At 61.1% G+C, this 18685-nt stretch carries 12 protein-coding genes; 6 read left to right on the top strand and 6 right to left on the bottom strand.

Going from position 1 to position 18685, the window contains the following annotated elements; all coding sequences use genetic code 11:
• The first annotated feature begins 276 nt into the window (after positions 1–276).
• Positions 277–849, top strand: a complete 573-nt coding sequence (locus tag FJ930_RS09825) for an NADPH-dependent FMN reductase (protein ID WP_141837148.1) — start codon at positions 277–279, stop codon at positions 847–849.
• A gap of 196 nt (positions 850–1045) precedes the next feature.
• Here the strand turns inward: FJ930_RS09825 and FJ930_RS09820 are convergent, their stop codons facing one another.
• The 3 genes from FJ930_RS09820 to FJ930_RS09810 form a co-directional block, all read right to left on the bottom strand.
• Complete coding sequence (locus FJ930_RS09820; protein WP_140745643.1) at positions 1046–2572, bottom strand: FAD-dependent oxidoreductase; 1527 nt, start codon at positions 2570–2572, stop codon at positions 1046–1048.
• Positions 2573–2838: 266 nt separating this feature from the next.
• Positions 2839–3666, bottom strand: a complete 828-nt coding sequence (locus FJ930_RS09815; protein ID WP_141837146.1) for a family 1 encapsulin nanocompartment shell protein — start codon at positions 3664–3666, stop codon at positions 2839–2841.
• Between the two features lie 7 nt (positions 3667–3673).
• Positions 3674–4726: a Dyp-type peroxidase gene (locus FJ930_RS09810; protein WP_141837309.1), complete on the bottom strand. Its 1053-nt coding sequence runs from the start codon at positions 4724–4726 to the stop codon at positions 3674–3676.
• A gap of 1061 nt (positions 4727–5787) precedes the next feature.
• Between FJ930_RS09810 and FJ930_RS09800 the strand changes: the two genes are divergently transcribed.
• Complete coding sequence (locus FJ930_RS09800) at positions 5788–7680, top strand: sugar phosphate isomerase/epimerase and 4-hydroxyphenylpyruvate domain-containing protein (protein WP_140745648.1); 1893 nt, start codon at positions 5788–5790, stop codon at positions 7678–7680.
• Between the two features lie 150 nt (positions 7681–7830).
• Positions 7831–8802, top strand: coding sequence for a GlxA family transcriptional regulator (locus FJ930_RS09795; protein ID WP_141837144.1), 972 nt, complete (start codon positions 7831–7833; stop codon positions 8800–8802).
• 188 nt (positions 8803–8990) lie between these two features.
• Here the strand turns inward: FJ930_RS09795 and FJ930_RS09790 are convergent, their stop codons facing one another.
• From FJ930_RS09790 to FJ930_RS09780, 3 genes are all read right to left on the bottom strand, one after another.
• Positions 8991–9203 (bottom strand): DUF768 domain-containing protein, encoded by a 213-nt coding sequence (locus FJ930_RS09790; protein ID WP_140745652.1) that lies wholly within the window; start codon positions 9201–9203, stop codon positions 8991–8993.
• Positions 9204–9298: 95 nt separating this feature from the next.
• On the bottom strand, positions 9299–10822 hold the full coding sequence (locus FJ930_RS09785) for a calcium-binding protein (protein WP_141837141.1): 1524 nt from the start codon (positions 10820–10822) through the stop codon (positions 9299–9301).
• Positions 10823–11134: 312 nt separating this feature from the next.
• Positions 11135–14056: an AMP-binding protein gene (locus tag FJ930_RS09780; RefSeq protein WP_246676853.1), complete on the bottom strand. Its 2922-nt coding sequence runs from the start codon at positions 14054–14056 to the stop codon at positions 11135–11137.
• Between the two features lie 149 nt (positions 14057–14205).
• Between FJ930_RS09780 and FJ930_RS09775 the strand changes: the two genes are divergently transcribed.
• The 3 genes from FJ930_RS09775 to asnB are packed head-to-tail and all read left to right on the top strand — an operon-like array spanning position 14206 to position 18684.
• Positions 14206–15429, top strand: coding sequence for a glycosyltransferase (locus FJ930_RS09775; protein ID WP_141837139.1), 1224 nt, complete (start codon positions 14206–14208; stop codon positions 15427–15429).
• Positions 15426–16685: a polymerase gene (locus tag FJ930_RS09770; protein ID WP_141837137.1), complete on the top strand. Its 1260-nt coding sequence runs from the start codon at positions 15426–15428 to the stop codon at positions 16683–16685. The genes FJ930_RS09775 and FJ930_RS09770 overlap by 4 nt, the downstream gene beginning before the upstream one ends.
• Position 16686: 1 nt before the next feature.
• Positions 16687–18684: an asparagine synthase (glutamine-hydrolyzing) gene (asnB, locus tag FJ930_RS09765; protein WP_141837135.1), complete on the top strand. Its 1998-nt coding sequence runs from the start codon at positions 16687–16689 to the stop codon at positions 18682–18684.
• The last annotated feature ends 1 nt before the right edge of the window (position 18685 follow it).

Below are 18685 nucleotides of genomic sequence, written 5' to 3'. Positions count from 1 at the left end.
AACTTCTGCACCAAATTATTGAAATCTATGGGCAATTTGTCTCTCGGCCATGGCCGGAAAGTCCAGCAACGAAGCGAGGGTCAACTTAAGCCATTGATATTGCGTGACGCGGAGAACTGGGACGTACGATGCGGCATGCCCTACCGCTGGATGACGGCGCCCGAACCTCGCACGCACGCTGCCGCACGTCGTGGCGGGCGGCATTCGCCAATGGCGAACCATGCCCAGCACGGATCGAAGTCATCGTCAGCACAAGTCAAAACGCAGGAGGTATGAATGACCAAGCACAAAGTCGGCTATCTCATCGGCAGCCTCGCGCGCGGATCCATCAACCGCAAGCTCGCGAAGGCGCTGGTGCAGCTTGCCCCGCCGCAACTCGAAATGTCGGAGATCTCCTTCAAGGACTTGCCGCTCTACAGCTACGACTACGACGCCGACTTTCCGGCCGTCGCTCGCGCCTTCAAGGATGCCATCGCCGCTGTCGACGCCGTCCTTTTCGTGACGCCGGAATACAATCGCTCCATCCCCGGCGGTCTGAAGAACGCCATCGACTGGGCTAGCCGTCCCTTTGGCAAGAATTCCTTCGCCCGCAAGCCGTCCGCGGTCATTGGCACATCGCCCGGCCCGATTGGCACCGCGGTCGCCCAGCAAGGTCTGCGCAGCGTGCTGAGCTTCTGCAACTCGCCGCAGATGAACGCCCCTGAAGCCTATATCCAATTCACGCCTGGCCTGGTCACCGACGCCGGGGAGGTCACGGTTGCATCCACCCAGGAATTCCTGCGCAACTACATGGCCGAATTCGGCATGTTCATCGCCAGGGTGCTCCAGGTGCTGCCGAGAAACGCCTAAAGCATGTGCAGGAAGATGCGGAGCGGTTTTTCAGATCTTGGCGGCATCCTCCAGCGTCTTCAGACCTGGCGCGAAGGGTTCGCATTCGTCATGGCCGAAACAGGCATGGCGAACCCCCGGTCGCCAGGATCATAGTATCGAAAAAAGCTTGGCTCCTCGCCGCGTGTTTTCCTCGTCTCTTCAGCAGGCACGTCCTTCAAGGCGTCTCCTGCTCAAACTCGGCCTCCGCGCGCAGGCTGTCCAGGTCACGCCCCACGGTCGCCACGGCAAGCCGCTTGTCTCTGCGCCAATAGCTGACCATGCAGTCGCGCGCGGCAGGATCGCCATCCATGTCCAGCCGATCCCACTGTTCGGCATGACCCACATAGTTGATGGTCGTGTCGTAGTGTTGGCTCCAGAAGAACGGAACCGTGGCGAAGCGCTGCCGCTGCCCCAGAATATTGCGCGCCGCAACGGCGCCCTGGCGCTCCGCAACCACCCAGTGCTCGACGCGGATGCGGTCTCCCGTCCTGCGGTCCGGCCAGCGCGCGATATCGCCGGCCGCGTAGACTGCCGCAGCGCTTGTTTGAAGAAACCCGTCCACCAGCACCCCGCCGTCCATGGCGAGGCCGGCCTGCTTCGCCAGACTTACCTCGGGATGCACTCCGATCCCCACAATCACCAGATCGGCGCTCAAATCCACGCCTGTCGAAAGTCTGACGCCATCCTGGTGGATTTCGGCCACGGTGGTCCCGAGATGGAAGACAACCCCATGCGATTCGTGAAGTGTCTTGACCATGTCGCCGAGCGCCGCGCCGAGGAGGCGTTCCATGGGGCGTGAGCCGGGCGCGACGACATGGACCTCCAGTCCGCGCTTTCGCAATGACGCCGCTACTTCGAGGCCAATGAAGCCCGCGCCGACCACGACGCAGTGTCGCGCCGTGCCGCAACGCGCGATCAACGTATCGCAGTCTGCCAGGGTGCGCAGCACTTCCACCTGCGGCAAGGTTGCGCCGGGAACGGTGAGCCGGACGGGTTCGGCGCCCGTGGCAAGCAGCAGTGCCCCATAGGTCATCTCGCTGCCATCCGAGAGCGCTATCGTTCTCCGCGCGGGATCGAGCTTGACGGCGCGTTGATCACATCTGACATCGATATGATGATCCGCGTAGAATTTCGGCGATCGCAAAGGAAGCCAGGCGGCCTTCGCCGTCCCGGCGAGATAGTCTTTCGACAAATTCGGCCGATCGTATGGTGGCGAACGATCGGCGCTCAACATCGTGACGGGTCCCTGATAACCCTCGCGGCGCAACGTTTCGGCGGCGACGTTTCCGGCCGCGCCGCCGCCGATGATGACCACGGATTCGGGCAGCCCCGCGGCCGTCAGTTTGGGCGGTTGTGGCGTCGGCAGCTCGTCGCCCACAAATGCATGACCGTCTCGCCGCGCCACATCCCAGCATTTGAGATCGCTCAAAGCGGGTGATCGAAGAACCTGGCCGGTGCGAAGGCTGAAGCAGGCATGGTGCCAGGGGCAGCGGATCGTGTCATCGACCAGCAGCCCGTCGGCCAGCGGTCCGCCATAGTGGGTGCACGTTGCGCCGACGGCGAACAGTTCTTCGCCTTGGCGCACGAGCAATGCGGCCTTGCCGTTCACGTGGCCGGACAACATGCCGCCCTCGGGAATATCCGCCAAAGCGACACCCTGGGTGAAATCGGGGCCGGCCGGCGACGATGAATGCTCAGTCATCCCTGTCTCCTTGCCCCTTTGGCGCTCCTGGAATGGGAAGGCCACCTGCCGCCGTCGGCGCGCGGAGCTGTGACGATGGGGGCTCCCGGCACAGCACATAGAATGACATAGGACGAGCAACCTTCGTGCCAACCATGTGCCCCGTGGGATTTCAACCGTTTTGGGCATCAAGCGTGGCGGACGGTTGTCCAGGCTCCGCGGCAGCCCGTCACCATACGCTCGCGGCAGCCTGTGAATGCCTCGGCGGCGTCCCGGATATGCGTGGTTTACTTCCTGCCGCGCGGTTGAGCCGCTTCTTCAGCCGCGAGCACCACAACCGCCTCGGTTGTCAGAAGCCTGAAGGTGAAGGTCTCCTGGAGATAGAGTTCAACGGCCGTGCCGGAATGGTTGAGGTAGCCGATAGAGATGTCCTGGCCGATATCCAGCTCGAAATCGCCGCCACGCGTGGAAAGCACGAACCCACCCTCGATGGCCGGCGCCCAGATGATCCCTCCCTCGACCACACGCTCGAGATGATGGAACACCGGGTAGCCCTCGTCGCTGCCACCGCTCGCGGCCGTGTACGCGGCGGCACCCAGCACGAGCGCGTAGGGACCATTGACCCCGGCCAGCCGCAACTGGCTGACCGCGTGCCCGACAGCTTCCGCATAGTTCATCACATTGGAGGGGAGCCTCAAGGCTGGATTGCTGCTTCCTTGCCGGATGCCCTGTATGCTAGCCGCCGCATATCCGTCGAAAACGGAGCGGTCCTCGGCGAAGGCGATCTTGCGCGCGGCTTCCTTCACGGGTGACCAGTCCGAATCCGTCGCGCCGCGCTCCACATCATCGATTGCCTGGCGCGTGAGCTCGAACGGAACGCGCAATTCGACCAGCGCCTTCACCTCGCGTTGTGCGGATTGGACCCCGTCACCGAAGGCGGGAAGCTGCTTGAGATGACCGGTGCCAACAGCCGAGAAGTCGACGCCCTTTGGGCCGACAACGTCGACAACACGCCGCGCCGCCACATGGCGCCTCAGGGTACGGGACGCCTCGTCTTCGATTTGCGCCCAGGCCGCGTCGGAGATGGGAGCCAGTTCTCGATGAAGATTGTTCATGTCCGCCTCATTTCTTCAGTGATCCAATGCCGAGTGAACCATCGTTGGGAAGCGCGTCCGGCCGAGGCGCCTCCGGCGCTTGCGGCACTTTCGCGTCGGCGTCGGCAACCGGTCCTGCCTCGGGATCGACATCATCGAGGAAGGTGGCGGTCGGCACGAAGAACAGCGACCCCGTCACCGCGCGGCTGAAATCCAGCAGATGGTCGTAGGTGCCCGGCGGGTTGCCGATAAACATGTTCTCCAGCATCTTCTCGATGCGGTGGGGGGACCGCGCGTAGCCGATGAAATAGGTGCCGAACTCGCCCTTGCCCACTTCGCCGAATGGCATGTTGTCGCGCACGATCTGAAGTTGCTCTCCGTTTTCTTCAATCGACGTCAGGACATTGTGTGCATACGGCTTCTTCACCGAATCGAGCTGTTCGATGTCGGACAGCTTATGCCGCCCGATGATGTTTTCCTGTTCCTCGACCGGCACCTTGTTCCACCGCTCCACGTCGTGCAGGTATTTTTGCACGATCACGTAGCCGCCGCCGCCAAAGGCGGCGTCCTCATCGCCGACAAGGGTGGCCGCGTCCGCGGCCTGGCCGACCGGGTTTTCGGTACCGTCGACAAAGCCGATCAGATCGCGGTCGTCGAAAAACTTGAAGCCGTGCACCTCGTCCACGGTCGAGACCGCGCCGGCGAGCCGCGACATGACATGTGTCGCAAGTTCGAAGCAGAGGTCCATGCTCGCAGCGCGGATGTGAAAGAGGATGTCGCCGGGCGTCGAAACGGCGGTATGCACGCCGCGAATTTCGCGAAAAGGATGCAGGTCTTTCGGCCTCGGCGCCCCGAACAGCCGGTCCCAGGCATCGGATCCGAACCCCATGACGCACGACAGCTGTCCGTTGAGATTGCGGAAACCCACGCCGCGGAGCAGGCTGGAGAGATCGGCGCACAAGCCGCGAACCGTTTCTTCGGACGCCGATCCGGGATTGATCGTCACGACCAGGAATATCGCTGCCCGCGTAAGCCTGGCGGCGACCGATTGAGAGACGGGAGGTGGCAAGCTTGAAACCATGTTCGATCCGTTGAGTATGGTTTGAAGCGCGATGCCGGCATTGGCCGTGGCGCTCAAGCCAGGTCATTATATGCGGGACTCGCGACGGCGAGCTGTCTGTCGATCATAGGACATTTGCGGCGGAATCCGCATGGGAAATCGGGGGCAGGGGGAAATCAGGAACACCGGCCATCGCGCTGGGGACGGACTTCAAGAAGCGGGTTCTACGGTCGCGGCATTCCCGGCGATTGACAGCATCCTAATCCATATCCCGGAACGCATGCCCGTCAGCGGCGGCGCCGTCCACGACGCTCGGAGGCAGCAGGTCCTGCGCCGCCGTGCCATCAAAGAGCCATTCCTTCGGATCGGCGAAATCGGGGAGAGCCGAGCCCTTGCGCACATAAAGGCTATGCCTGGCTTCTTCACCTTGATGTAGAGATCATGTTCCGGCATCGCTTCGATTCTCCTGGACCGGCAGCGGAATGGCGCCGGAGCGCGGCTTTCGGGCGCCCGCGTGTTTCGCTCTTCCCTCTTGGCCCTGCCTCCCTCTTGGCCCTGCCTGCTAGCAACTCGCGCGTCTATTTTGAATGGCGAATAAAATCAGTTTCTTAAGTTTAGTGCTCCGTCGGCATCGGACAATATGCCCAAATCGGTTGGGGAATATTGGTCTTCGGTCGCGACATGCCAACCGCATGGCGGCCAGCACGAGCGGCTTGCTTGCCGAAAGGACATAGTTGTCGACGATGACCTGCGAGCTGGCGGATTGAAGACGCAGCTGCTGCGGTAGCACCATCGTCAATTGTAACGATGGAAGGTCGGGCATTCCCTCATCGGAGCCAAGCCGCCGCCAGTCGGTCGGCACGGCGCTTTCGGGGAGCATCGTGAGAAGCTCGCCAGAAGCGACGGACGGAAGGCTACCAACTTGCTGTCGGTCGTATCGCAATATTGCTGGCGGCGGGTGCTGATCCCGAGTAACGTCAAAGTCCCACCAAATCAGGTACGAGAGCAATCTTGAAACGCCGGTTCGTGGCGCTAGCTGTCCGAGCTGTTTCTCATTTTGCGGTCCGATGAGGAGATCATCGATGAGGACCTCCATCGCCACTGTTTCCCTGAGCGGAGAGCTCGATCAGAAACTTGCGGCGATTGCCGCGGCTGGTTTCGACGCCGTCGAGATATTCGAAAACGACCTTCTCGTGTTCGACAAAAAGCCGCGTCAGGTCGGGAGGATGGTACGAGACTGCGGGCTGGAGATATCGCTATTCCAGCCATTCCGGGATTTTGAAGGCATGCCGGAGCCTCACCGACGCCGAACGTTCAATCGCGCCGAGCGGAAATTCGACGTTATGCAGGAGCTGGGCGCGGATCTGGTGCTCGTGTGTTCGAATGTGTCGTCGATCGCATTGGGAGGTCTGGACAGGGCCGCGGCCGATTTTCATGATCTTGGGGAGCGCGCGGCGAAACGTGGCTTGCGGGTTGGCTATGAGGCCCTGGCCTGGGGGCAGCACATCCACGACTACCGTGATGCCTGGGAAATCGTCCGGCATGTCAATCATCCCAATGTCGGGCTGATCCTTGACAGTTTCCACATACTCGCCCGCAAGATCGAGATCAATTCCATCCGCTCCATCCCGAAAGAGAAGATCTTCATCGTCCAGCTTGCCGATGCGCCGCTGATCGATATGGATATCCTCCACTGGAGCAGGCACTATCGCAACATGCCGGGCGAGGGCGACCTGCCGGTGACGGAGTTTACGAGAGCGGTTGCCGCGACAGGCTATGATGGCTACTACTCCTTGGAAATATTCAACGACCAGTTCCGTGGTGGTTCTACCCGTCTGATTGCCATGGATGGGCGACGGTCCCTGATCTATCTGGGTGACCAGGTTCGGCGGCTGGAGCCCGATGCCGGGCTGGCGATGCCGGATCTTCCGGACCGTATCAAGGTCGAGGGGATCGCTTTCATCGAATTTGCCACCGCTGAAAAAGATGCGGCCGAGTTGATCGCGCTGCTTCATGCGCTGGGTTTCCGCAAGACGGCGCGCCACAAGTCGAAATCCGTCGTCGTCTACCAGCAAGGTGAAATCCGCATCGTCATCAACACCGAAACGGTCGGCTTCGCCAAGGCTGCCTACAACATGCATGGAACGACGGCCTATGCAGTCGGCTTGAAGGTTGCCAATGCCCATGACGCGGTGAAGCGGGCTGTTGGCCTGGGCGCAGAGGCATTCTCCCAGCCTGCGGGCCAGAGCGAAACGGCGCTTCCTGGCGTCTTCGGCCCAGGAGGCGGCGTCTTCTATTTTCTGGACGAAACGCGCCAATTGGCGAGCGTCTGGACCACGGATTTCCTGGCTGAGCAAGATAGCGACGCCGCCGCGCCCGTCGGCTTGAGGACGATCGATCATATCGCCCAGGCGGTCAGATATGACGAACTGCTGACCGCCGTCCTGTTCTATACGTCCTTTCTCGAGGTGGAGAAGACACCGGTCGTCGACATCATGGATCCTGCCGGCGTGGTGCATAGTCAGCTGGTCTTCAATTCTTCCGGCGGTTTGCGGGTGACGCTGAATGGCGCTGAAAACTATCGGACATTTGCTGGACACTTCATCGCCGAGCATTTCGGTTCCAGCATTCAGCACCTGGCTTTTCAGACGAGCAATATATTCACCACCGCCGAGGCGCTGTCGAAAAACGGCTTCAGACCGCTGGCGATCAGTCGAAACTATTATGATGATATCGAAGCGCGGTTAGGGCTCGATCCCGAGTTCGCCGAACGGCTGCGGGCGGCGAATATTCTCTATGATCGGGACGAGACGGGGGAATATTTCCAGCTTTGCAGCCCGGTCAATGGCGAAGGCTTCTTCTTTGAAATCGCCGAACGGCGGCGCGACTACCGTGGCTATGGCGCGGCGAACGCGATCTTTCGGATCGCGGCGCAAAAACGGCACGCACGCCCGGCGGCCATGCCGCGCAGTTGAGCTCGACTGCACGGGAGGCCATGGATCCTGGACGGGACGACTTTGGAGGCGGATGGGGCATAATCTCCTTTCGGGTGATTTCCTGTGCAGACTGTGCCCAAACACATAGTTTTGGTCCTGCTGAAATTAATCGCGGATAGCGCTGAACCAATGTCCAAGAAATTTGCATTCCTTCTGGTCCGCGACTTCACATTGTCACCCCTGTCGCTTTTCATCGACACACTGCGCCTGGCGGGTGATGAGGGCGATCGAAGCCGTCGCGTGGAATTTGACTGGCAGGTGATCGGAGAGCGCGGTCTGCCGATCAGGGCCAGCTGCGGCGTAGAACTGCTGCCGACAAAAGAGATTGGACATCCCGAGGACTTCGACAATGTCGTTGTGGTTGGTGGCCTGCTCGACACCAACCGCGGCTTGAGTTCTGAAAAGGAGGCATTCCTTTTGCGGGCTGCCGAGAAAGGCGTGCCGCTCACCGCCCTTTGCACGGGCAGCTTCGTGCTCGCGCGCTACGGGTTGCTGGACGGTTATAGTGCCGCGGTCAGCTGGTTTCATATCAAGGACTTCCGGGCGAAATTCCCCGACGTAAACGCCCATGCGGACAGTCTGTTTTCCGTCGACCGCAACCGCTCTACTTGCGCCGGAGGCACGGGTGCAGCCGACCTGGCCGGCTATTTCGTGTCGAAATTCATTGGTCACAAGGCAGCGGAAAAGGCCGCCAAGATCCTTGTCCTTGATCGAATCCGGAACATCCGTGACGTTCAACCGGTCGGAGATCTGTTTCCCGGAGCCTCCAGCCGTCCGGTGAAGCGAGCCTTGCTCTTGATGGAGAGCAATCTTCAGGAGAAGGTTTCGGTTACCGAAATCGCGGCCAGATTGAATTGCTCCAGGCGCCAGCTGGAGCGCCTTTTCGGCATCGAGTTGGGCATCAGCCCAATGGCCGCCTATCTGGCGCTGCGGGTGCACCACGCGAAGTCGCTGCTGGAAGCCAGCGACTTGCAGATAGGGGAAATTGCGTTCAGGTGCGGCTTCGGCAATGCCGGGCATTTCAGCCGCGCCTTCCGTCAGCATACCGGCATCACGCCAACGAACCTCAGACATCCAGGCCGCATATCTCGCGAGGCCTGATGCGGTGATAGTTCCGCGCTTGGTGGGATTGAGGGGGTGCCACAGCTCAAGCTGGGATCAATAACCAGCGGGAGTAGAAGTCTTGAAACTATGCCGGAAATCCCGCTCGAGGATCTATCCAGCGGCAACCGGAAACCACATCCACGCCGGCTTCGGGCTCTCCTGTTGCCGTCGTTGTCGGCTCGCAATCATTCAGTGTCGGGGTTTTCGAGCACTTCAAGCATGGTGGTCAACATGCTTCCGACTTCTTCCGATATTTCCTCGGGGCGAATTCCCGCCTTGATGGCGTCCGCCGTCGCTTGTTTGGCGAGTTTCGCCGCAAGCGCCGGATCGGACGTCGAATAGGGTGGAACATTTTCCTCCACCCATTTCTGCAGGAATTCGATGCCGCGAGCGCTCATGACGAACTAATGTTCGTCGAAGCGATTTCGTTCCGCGGAGATATATTCAAGAAAACGTCAGACCCTTTTGATGAGGGCCTGACGGTTCCAAAGGTTCACGTCACGACGAACGAGGATGCCGTCAACGACAGATGCGGAGAAAGAGCGGCAAACTGGATCTGATGAGCGCTGCCGGCACCATCGCTGTCGAAGGAGAGGGCTCCGGTCGAACTGTTGTAGATAATGTGGTCGGTACTGGCATGCGCACCCCTGCCGGTGTGAAACGCATCAGCGGGAAGGGCGCCGACCTGAAGCCCGGCAAACACCGTGTGGTCGAGCTGGATCTTGTCCTGCGTCACATTGAAGTCGGTGATCTTGTCGACATTGCCTGCCTTGAGGGCGGAATTGAAGACGAAGACGTCCTTGCCTCCATTTCCTGTCAGCACATCTTGCCCGCCGCCGCCATTGATGACGTTGTTGCCGGCATTACCCTGTATGGTCTGCGAGAACTCGTTTCCCGTGAGGTTGATGGCAGTGGTGCCGGCCCGGCTCGTGGTGGCGAGATGCTCGATTTCCGAGCCGGCCGACAGTGCATAGCTCACCGATGCCAGCACGGTATCGTTGCCTGCGCCCTTCAGTTCCACCACCTTGTCGCCAGGGTTGTTGACATAATAGGTGTCGTTGTAGCCGCCACCGATCATCGTGTCGGCGCCGGTGGTGCCGTGAAGTACATCCGCGCGGCCGGTGCCGTAGAAAACGTGATCGCCGGTCGAAGGCGCGGTGCTGATCGGAGGGGTGGTGCTGGTCGAAGGTGGGGTGATGGACGAAGTCGTATCGCTGGTCGAGGGCACAGTGGTGCCGGACGAAGTCGTGTCGCTGGCCGGAGGCACGCTTGCGGTGCCTTGGTTGTGTTGAAGGAAGAGGGCTTGCAACGCCGGCGAGTTTCCAAGTGCCGTGTCGCCCTGCTGGGAACCCCATGCATAGGCATAGTCGAAGGCGGGCGACGGAACCAGCTTGGACCAGTGGTCCAGCATGGTCTGTTCCTGGGCGGCGGTCGGAAGGACATATTGGCCGCCCGTATCGGTCGTGTAGCTGCCGCCCCCGAACGTCTGATAAACTGGAACGATCTGGTTGAGCGGGACCCCCGAAGCGACAGCCGCGGCCACGGTCCTGTCGATCATGTTGTAGTCGACCGTGCTTGTCCCGGTGCGCACCGGATACGGGTCCAGCCCGTAATAGTCGATATGTGTGTTGGCGGGATTATAGGTGTTTGAGAAATCGGGATTTGCGGAAGACCCCATGTTCATCATGGTGATGAAGGTCTTGGCGCCCGGCACGTTGGTGTGGATCCAGTCGGATTCCGCCTTCAGGTTCGCGGCGGTGGCATAGGTTCCCCATTTGCCGGTGGGGTCCGGCTCATCGACAAGGAAGAATCCGAACGCTTTCGGATTGCCGATAAAGGGCGTGACTTTCTGGATGAAGGACGAGGTTGCCCCATTGGCTTCATCGAGCCAGACCAGACCTTTCGTGCCCGCCGGCAGGGCGTTGAGTTCGTCCACGGATGAAACGTCGACTAGATTGAATCCGGCGTTTGCGACCTCGGAGGCCGATCCACCCGAGGCGTAATGGAGGGTTGTCATGCAAATATCCTTCGTCTGATTCGGTAGGTGCCCCACGCCTGCCTATTGGAAAGGGTATATTAGAACCAAATCAAATACGGACGCTCGTTGATAGAATCATTGATCACGGCGAGGAAAGGTCCACGCGATGGGACGTTGCTCCTGGTTCCGGGCTTGTTGATTGTTCAGGGATATTTCCAGCGTGGCAAGGCAGGACTGGACTGTTCCTGCCTCGGCGGCACTGCTGGATTTTGTTGTGGACTGCAGAAAGCGTAGGATCGCGCTGGTTCATTCCAGCCGCTTCGGAGAGTGCGGATGGCGGTCGTCCACGCGCTATGCGCCGCTCACCAGAAAGGCTCTTTCTATCAAAGGACGGTTGTGGCTCAGATACGGTTCGATGAGCATATCGAGGTGTCCGCCGAGGATCGGGACTATGCTCAGATCGGCAAAAAAGGCACTCCAGCCAAGATCCGTCGGAACCCCTGTACGCCTGCATCGAAACAGGGTGGCGGTAATCGGCAACGCGGTCTTCGGTTGCGCCAGCCATTGCCCAAATGCGCGCATCCGCAGGATTTCCTCAAGCTCAAGGCGCAAAATGAACCGCACTCTGGCGAAAGCCCTCCATTTCAGCCAGTCGATGCCCCTGGCGAGCAGGGCTTCAGCGCCAAATCTGGCAAATGCTTTCGCGAGAGCCCGTAACATCATGCGATCCGCCGTCACTCTATGCGAACGGATGCGCTGGACGGTGCGAGCGAGAGTTTCACGGTAATCGTGCTGCCCAGGCCCGATATTGGTGTCGAGGATTCCCAGGAACGTGACCGATCGACCCGCTGCAACAAGTTTGGCGGCAACCTCGAACGCGACGCCGCCGCCAAGCGAATAGCCGATCAGCTTCACGTCGCCATCAGGCTGGACCTGGCTGATCTGCTCGACAACCGCATCCACCATCCGCGGTATGGTGCCATGCCCCTTCAGTAGATCGTTGAGGTCGCCATAGCGAATGGCGACAACCCTGGCGACATCGCTCATCTCGACACCGAAAGCCGCCAGGCTTGGCCCGTAGCCGATCGATCCCGGCACAATAAACAAAAGCGGCCTGGGGTCGGACGCCTCGACGAGCACGCCGCTTGTATCTTGCCCTGCGGACGCTGCCCTGACGACGTCGGCAAAACTCATTCCGACGGTGAAGGCATCCAAGTTGAGTTCCCGTCCCAGAGCCGTCTCAAGTTCCATGACGAATTGCAGCAGCTTCAGTGAATCGCCGCCGGCATCGTCCCAATGGCTGCCAGCCGCCTTCTTGCCGGGAAGTATCCTCTCCCATACGGCCGCTGCCACGCCTTCGAAATCGAGCGGGTTCACCGCCTGCCGGGCGTCTGGCGGGCTCTGGGCGTCTTGCGCGTTCAGTGCGCGATCCAGTTCCCGCAACTTGACAGTGTCGACCTTGCCGCCCTTGAGCTGCGGTATCTCGGCAATACTGTGCAGTCGCGTTGGATGAACTGCCGGCGGCAGGGCTGTCCTGATCAAGTCCCGCAATTCGGGTATGATTTCGCTTGCGCCAGTTCTCGCGGGAACGACAAAGGCCACCAGTTCGTTCGCGTCCGTCACCACGGCGACGGCATCACTCACTTGGGGCGCCCGGCGCAGGACGAGTTCCAGTTCGGCAGGCTCGACCCGTCTTCCGTTGATCTTTATCTGGCGTCCCTTTCGTCCGACGATCCACATCATTCCGGTGCCGTCGACCTTGACCAGATCGCCGGTTGCGAAGATCCGAAGCCGGGGATTGGCGGAGCTTGCACGAAGAGGGACATGTCCCCCGTCCGCCCAATAGCCGAGCGTGGTGTAGTTGCCCCTGATCAGCAACTCCCCTTCGTCGCCGGGGGCGACCTCGTATCCATTCTCATCCACCACGGTGTATTCGATGCCGGGAAGGACGAAGCCGACCGGGACCGTCGCGCCGCACTCCGGGTAATCCCTCGGCAGGAACCACTGCGTGCCGGTCGTTTCCGTGGACGAATAGCTGATCTGGACAAGGCAGGACTCAGGGACATTGTCGCGAAGCCGGTCGATGTCGGACCACAACACTTTTTCTCCGCCGACCCGCACGACCCGCAGTGACGAGAATGCGTCCGGCGCTGAATCGGTCATCAACACACGCAGCAGCGCCGGCACGAGATAGGCGATCGTCACCCGCCATTTTTGGAAATTGTCGCGCGCAGCGCGGATGCCGGCACTCTCAATGTCCAAAAGATACAATGTGGCGCCGCACAGCATCGGGGTCATCATCTCGCGGCAGCCCGCGATCGTCGCCGGGCCGGTCAACGGCATGAACGCATCGTCGGGGCCGATGTGGCAAGCATCGACATATTGCTGCACCCGCTGGAGGATCGCCCGCTGGCTGTTCACGACGCCTTTCGGGGCTCCGGTGCTGCCTGACGTGTACAGGACGATCGCCGGCGAATCGACCGGCACGTCTGGTGGCAGCGCCGGTAGAATGCCGTCCGGCGTTGCGGCCATGCAGCTTCCCGCATCGATCCATTTCAGGGACGAGGCATCAGGCCAGCCTGCCGGCTTGCCCGGCCCTGGCCTTACGATTGCAGCCAGTCCCGCGCTGGCGGCAATCGCCGCGAGGCGCTGAAATGGATCCCGGGGGTTTAGCGGCACGGCGGGCCTGCCCGCACGCATGGCGGCAAGCATGGCCACCGGGTACCAGAGGGTATTCCCGATCAGAAGCCCGACTGCCGCACCCATTGGAACTGAACCGGCAATCGCACCTGCCAGGTTTTGGACCGCGTTCAACAATTCCAGGAAGCTGAGGGATGTCGAGCCGTCGCTGATCGCGATCTTGTCCGGATATTTCCCGACAATTCTCTCGAGGTGCCAGAACGCCGATTTTTCGGAGAAGTCATCGCACATCGTTTGGAAGGCAGTGCTTGCCGGTCCGTCCATGTCCAGAGGGCGGGTGGATGCCTGCTTCCATGTGAAACCGTCTTGAGCACCATTGTCGCGCGTCATCGCGACATCCCGCTCCTTCGCCGGCCTCGGGACGGACTGCAAGGCGCGCAAAGGCAGGCCTTCTGAAGAACGCGTGCGCTCGAACGCTTCCAACACGACCCCCTTTTTTGCTGACCGGCTTTGCAGTGTCGTACGCGACCATCTTGGCCGTGGCATCGTTAGAACGAATGATTCCGGCCGAACTCGCCGATCCGACATGAAGGGGTTCAGGTGCATCGCCGCATCATTGAAGCCCTGCTTCATTCAAACAGACGAGGACAGCGGGAAGGCCTGCTCCTAGCGTGGATTTGGGTGTCGTGCGCATAGGGGCAATGAAGCCGGACCATGAGAGCAGATTCTAGAGCCAGCCATTTCGCGCGACCGGGATACCGCCGGCGTCCTGGAGGGGCAGGATGAACCCCCACCTGGTCTGTGTTGGAGGCGAGGATCATCGTCTTAGAATTCCGTTCCTGCTGGCGCTGCGCGAAAGGGGCTTCCGGGTCACCGCCGTATCGAGCGATGTGGGCAACGCCTTCTCTCTTCATGGCATTGCGCATCGCCGATTGGGATTTGACCGCTTTACCAGTGGCGGCGGGGAATGGGGCGCTCTTGGCGCGGTCCGCAAATTGATGTCGGAACTGCGTCCGGACATCGTTCAAAGTTTCGACACCAAGCCCAATCTTCTGACCCCTTTGGCCGTGCGCGGGCAGGTGCCGGTTGTCCGCACCATCAATGGCCTTGGTTGGACATTCTCGTCCCTCGAACCGCGGGCTCTGGCCTTGCGTCCGATCTTTTGCGGCCTTCAGGGACTGGCATCCTTATGGACAGCCATGACCGTCTTCCAGAATCGCGACGATCAGGCCTTCTTCGAACGCTATCGGCTGGTTGGTCACGACAAAGCGCGGCTGGTCCGCAGTTCTGGCATCGACCCGACGGCATTCTCGACAGCAAGGTATCGTGGCCCTTCGGCCACGACGATGCGCGAGAGCCTTGGGCTTCAGTCGGCCGAAATCATAATCTTTGTCGGCCGCCTGACCCGCCAGAAGGGGATTCCGACCCTCCTCAAGGCGGTTCCCCGTGTCCTTTCCGAAAGACCCGATGCGCGTTTCGTCCTTGTCGGTCCGCAGGACTCGGAGGGACCGTTCGCGGTCAACAAGGCCGATATCGATCGATATGCGCCTCACGTCATTGCCTTGGGATCGCGACAGGATGTTCCGGCCCTCCTTGGCATGGCCGATCTGTTCGCGTTTCCGACGCAATATCGCGAGGGTATTCCGCGTGTCCTGCTGGAGGCGGGATTGTCCGGATTGCCGATCGTCGCCTCGCGGATGCCCGGCTGCAATGACGTGGTTGAAGATGGCTGGAACGGTTATCTCGTCACGCCGCGCGATGTGGATGGCTTCGCATCCAGGATAATCGAGATCCTGTCCGATCGCGCCCGTGGAAAAATCATGGGCGGCCGTTCCGTCGGACTTGTCCGGGAGCGCTTTTCGCTGTCGTGGGTCGTCGATCAGTATTGCGAGCTGTACAAGACCGTCCTCGGGGCAAAGTACCGGGGCAGTCTAGCTCGATCAGCCCCCGCGATCCTGATGGAAGAGAGCGCGCGGAGCCCCCGACTGTGGGAGGCGCGGCAATGATCCGTGATGCGCTCCTGGCCTGCGGCATCGCAATGTCCTATGCGGTCCGACTCAGCATCCCAGGCCTGCCGTTCGGCTACAGCGAATTGTTCCTCGCGCTTTGGATATTGCTGTCGATCGTGCGGGTTCTCGCGGGCGGCCGATTGGAGTTCACGCCGGCCCTGGCCCAGCTTGCACGTTTCTGGCTGATCCTGACGCTTGCCCTGAGTGTTGGGACGATCGTCGGCTATCTGACGACCGTCCTGTTCATCGCTCCGTTGATGCATGACACGATGGCGTATGTGCTGTTGGTCTTCATCACCTGCCTGGCCGCGGCGGAGCCCGACGCCGGTCGCCGTCTACGCAACACGGGCTGGTGGATCATTGCCGTCGCGAATGCATGCTTTGTTGTTCAACTGGGGCTTGGGTGGGGCTGGATCCATCAATCTGGCGTCAATCCCTGGTATTGGGACCGCTTCAGCGGTTGGTCCGACAATCCGAACCAGCTTGCGCTCTATTGCGCTCTCCTTGGTCCGCTGGCCCTGCATCTTGCCGTAACCACCCGCAATCCGTGGGGGAGGTGCCTTGGGTTAACCAGCCTGATCCTCACCTTCTACGTCGGAAGGCTGACAAAGAGCGATACCTATCTCTACACGACAATCCTGGCTTGCCTGATCCTTCTCGGGCTGCGGATTCGGGCTTGGCTTGCAATCGATGGCGGCAAGGTCAGCCTTTCACGGCAAATTGCCCTCCTGTTCACGGTTGCGTTCGTTCCGTTGGCGATCTCCGTCGCGCCTTACGCCCTCGGCGACGCCGCCAGCGCCGAAAACTTCGCCAAGAGCCTTACCAAGGACAAGGGCGGGCAAGCGACCGCGGAAACCGCCGAGCTTCGCCTCTACCTTTGGGACGAGGCACTGGACAAGGGAGCAAGATCTGGGTCGCTCGGCCTCGGCCCCGGGCCTCACCTTGAACGTCCCCCCATCACCAATCAGCAGTTTCTGCCTCGGCCTTTCGAGGCCCATAGCACGATCCTCGATCTCTATACCCAGGGTGGCTTGATTTCAGTCATGGCGCTCTTGTGGATCCTCGGCTCCGCCGCCTTGTCCGCCTGGCGTGCGAGATTGGATGCCCTCGTGGCGCTCATGGTATCGATCGTTGTGTTCAGTGCTCCGCACCTGATTATCCGCCATCCGATCGTGTGGTTCTCCGTGACGCTCTGCCTTGTCGCGGGGACGCCTCAAGCGATCCCCGCCATCGTTCGCCAGAGGAGATATTAGGATGTGCGGGATCGCTGGAATTCTCTTGGCGCCCGACGCGGCCGATACGAACGCGCTACGGGCGATCGGGCCGATGATGACGGCCCTTCGTCATCGTGGACCTGATGGCGAGGCATTTTGGATGAGCCGCGAAGCCGGGATCGCCTTCGGCCACCGGCGTCTGGCCATCGTCGACTTGTCGGAGGCGGGCCGGCAGCCGATGCACTCCGCCAGCGGCCGGTACGTCATTACCTTCAATGGCGAGATATACAATTTTCGCGATCTGCGCCGCGAGCTGGAAGGGGCGGGCCACCATTTCCGTGGCACCAGCGACACCGAAATCATGCTGTGCGCGATTGAAAGCTGGGGTCTCGACGCCGCGCTCGCGCGCTTCGCCGGCATGTTCGCTTTCGCGCTGTGGGATCTGAAGAACCGTATCCTTCACCTCGCCCGCGACCGAATGGGCAAGAAGCCGCTCTACGTCGCCTCGACACGCGAGGCGCTCGTCTTTGCCTCGGAGCTGAAGGCGATCACTTGTTTCCCCGGGTTCGCCCCGGAACTCGATGTCGACGCCGCGGCGACAATGCTTTCGAAAGGGTGGGTGCCGGATGACAGTTGCATCTGGCAGGGCGTGTTCAAGCTGCCACCCGGTTCCGTCCTTTCCGTGACGGCGGCGGATTTCGCCAATACCCGCGGTGCAGGCTCGCTTGCGCGTCGCATTCGACGCTGGTGGTCGCTGGCCGATGTCGCCAGCACGGCGCTGCGGGAACCGCTCACCGGCAGTGACGAGGAACTTACGGCCGAGCTCGATCGTCTGCTTCGCCTTGCCGTCGGCGAACGAATGGTCGCCGACGTGCCGCTTGGCGCCTTTCTGTCGGGTGGTATCGACAGCTCGACGGTCGTCGCCCTGATGCAGGCACAGTCGCGGAAGCCCGTCCGCACCTTCACCATCGCGTTCGGTGAGAGCGGGTTCGACGAAGCCCCTCATGCGGCAGCGGTTGCACGACATCTGGGCACCGACCACACCGAACTTCACCTTTCACCGGCCGCCGCGCGTGAGGTCATTCCGGAACTGCCACGGATCTGGGACGAGCCGTTCGCCGATGAGTCACAGATACCGACACTGCTGGTGTCGCGCCTCGCCCGGCAACACGTGACCGTAGCGCTGTCGGGCGACGGTGGTGACGAGTGCTTTGCGGGCTATTCCCGGCACTTCCTGGCGGCCCGCCTCAGAAGACAGCATGAGCTTCCATCCCCACTTCGCCGGATGTTGGCGGCTGGGGCCGGATTGCTGGCCCAGGCCTCCCGGAAAGATATCTTCGGCAGGCTGCCGCTTTCGGCGAACGCGCGGCACGGATTGCGCAGTGACCGCCTGAATCGCCTCGCCCGCCTGCTCGCGGCTGCAAATGAGGACGAACTGCTTCAGCGGCTGACCGAGTCCTCGGCCAACAACCTTGTTCATCACAGGCCGCCGGCAACCAAGGCCCGTGCAGCAGAGCTCGACGACCTGCTATCCCGTCTGCTGTTCGACGACATGACCGGCTATCTGCCCGGCGATATCCTGGTGAAGCTCGATCGCGCCACCATGGCCAACAGCCTCGAGGGGCGGTGCCCGATCCTGGACCATCGCGTCATCGAATACGCCTGGCGACTGCCGACCAATGCCAAGGTTCGGAATGGCAAGGGTAAATGGATACTTCGCCAGCTCCTTGATCGTTATGTCCCGCGGCGACTGGTCGATCGGCCCAAGCAAGGTTTCGACGTTCCAGTCGGAGCTTGGCTGAAAGGGCCCCTGCGCGCCTGGGCAACGGATATCATCGCCACAATACGCCTCTCGGAAGACGGAGTTGTCGACTTTGCAAAGGTCGGCGCCTGTTGGCGCGATCACCTGCAGGGAAAACAAGATCATTCCCGCGATTTGTGGCCTCTGCTCATGTTCCAGGCGTGGCGCAACGAAGCCACGCAACCACCGGCGCCGGCAACGCGCCTCTCTCACCATATCGAACTGACAGGGGGTTGAG

Origin of the sequence: Mesorhizobium sp. B2-4-15 (assembly GCF_006658505.1) — a bacterium.
Classification (GTDB): Bacteria; Pseudomonadota; Alphaproteobacteria; order Rhizobiales; family Rhizobiaceae; genus Mesorhizobium.
The sequence above is the reverse complement of the archived record's forward strand: the minus strand, read 5'-3'. Positions and strand labels throughout refer to the sequence as shown.

Excerpts from the sequence above, each read along its gene's own strand:
- FJ930_RS09790 (WP_140745652.1), bottom strand. The coding sequence starts at position 9,203 with ATGAGCGCTCGCGGCATCGAATTCCTGCAGAAATGGGTGGAGGAAAAT.
- asnB (WP_141837135.1), top strand. The coding sequence starts at position 16,687 with ATGTGCGGGATCGCTGGAATTCTCTTGGCGCCCGACGCGGCCGATACG.
- FJ930_RS09820 (WP_140745643.1), bottom strand. The coding sequence starts at position 2,572 with ATGACTGAGCATTCATCGTCGCCGGCCGGCCCCGATTTCACCCAGGGT.
- FJ930_RS09800 (WP_140745648.1), top strand. The coding sequence starts at position 5,788 with ATGAGGACCTCCATCGCCACTGTTTCCCTGAGCGGAGAGCTCGATCAG.
- FJ930_RS09780 (WP_246676853.1), bottom strand. The coding sequence starts at position 14,056 with ATGAAGCAGGGCTTCAATGATGCGGCGATGCACCTGAACCCCTTCATG.
- FJ930_RS09815 (WP_141837146.1), bottom strand. The coding sequence starts at position 3,666 with ATGAACAATCTTCATCGAGAACTGGCTCCCATCTCCGACGCGGCCTGG.
- FJ930_RS09795 (WP_141837144.1), top strand. The coding sequence starts at position 7,831 with ATGTCCAAGAAATTTGCATTCCTTCTGGTCCGCGACTTCACATTGTCA.
- FJ930_RS09770 (WP_141837137.1), top strand. The coding sequence starts at position 15,426 with ATGATCCGTGATGCGCTCCTGGCCTGCGGCATCGCAATGTCCTATGCG.
- FJ930_RS09825 (WP_141837148.1), top strand. The coding sequence starts at position 277 with ATGACCAAGCACAAAGTCGGCTATCTCATCGGCAGCCTCGCGCGCGGA.
- FJ930_RS09810 (WP_141837309.1), bottom strand. The coding sequence starts at position 4,726 with ATGGTTTCAAGCTTGCCACCTCCCGTCTCTCAATCGGTCGCCGCCAGG.
- FJ930_RS09785 (WP_141837141.1), bottom strand. The coding sequence starts at position 10,822 with ATGACAACCCTCCATTACGCCTCGGGTGGATCGGCCTCCGAGGTCGCA.
- FJ930_RS09775 (WP_141837139.1), top strand. The coding sequence starts at position 14,206 with ATGAACCCCCACCTGGTCTGTGTTGGAGGCGAGGATCATCGTCTTAGA.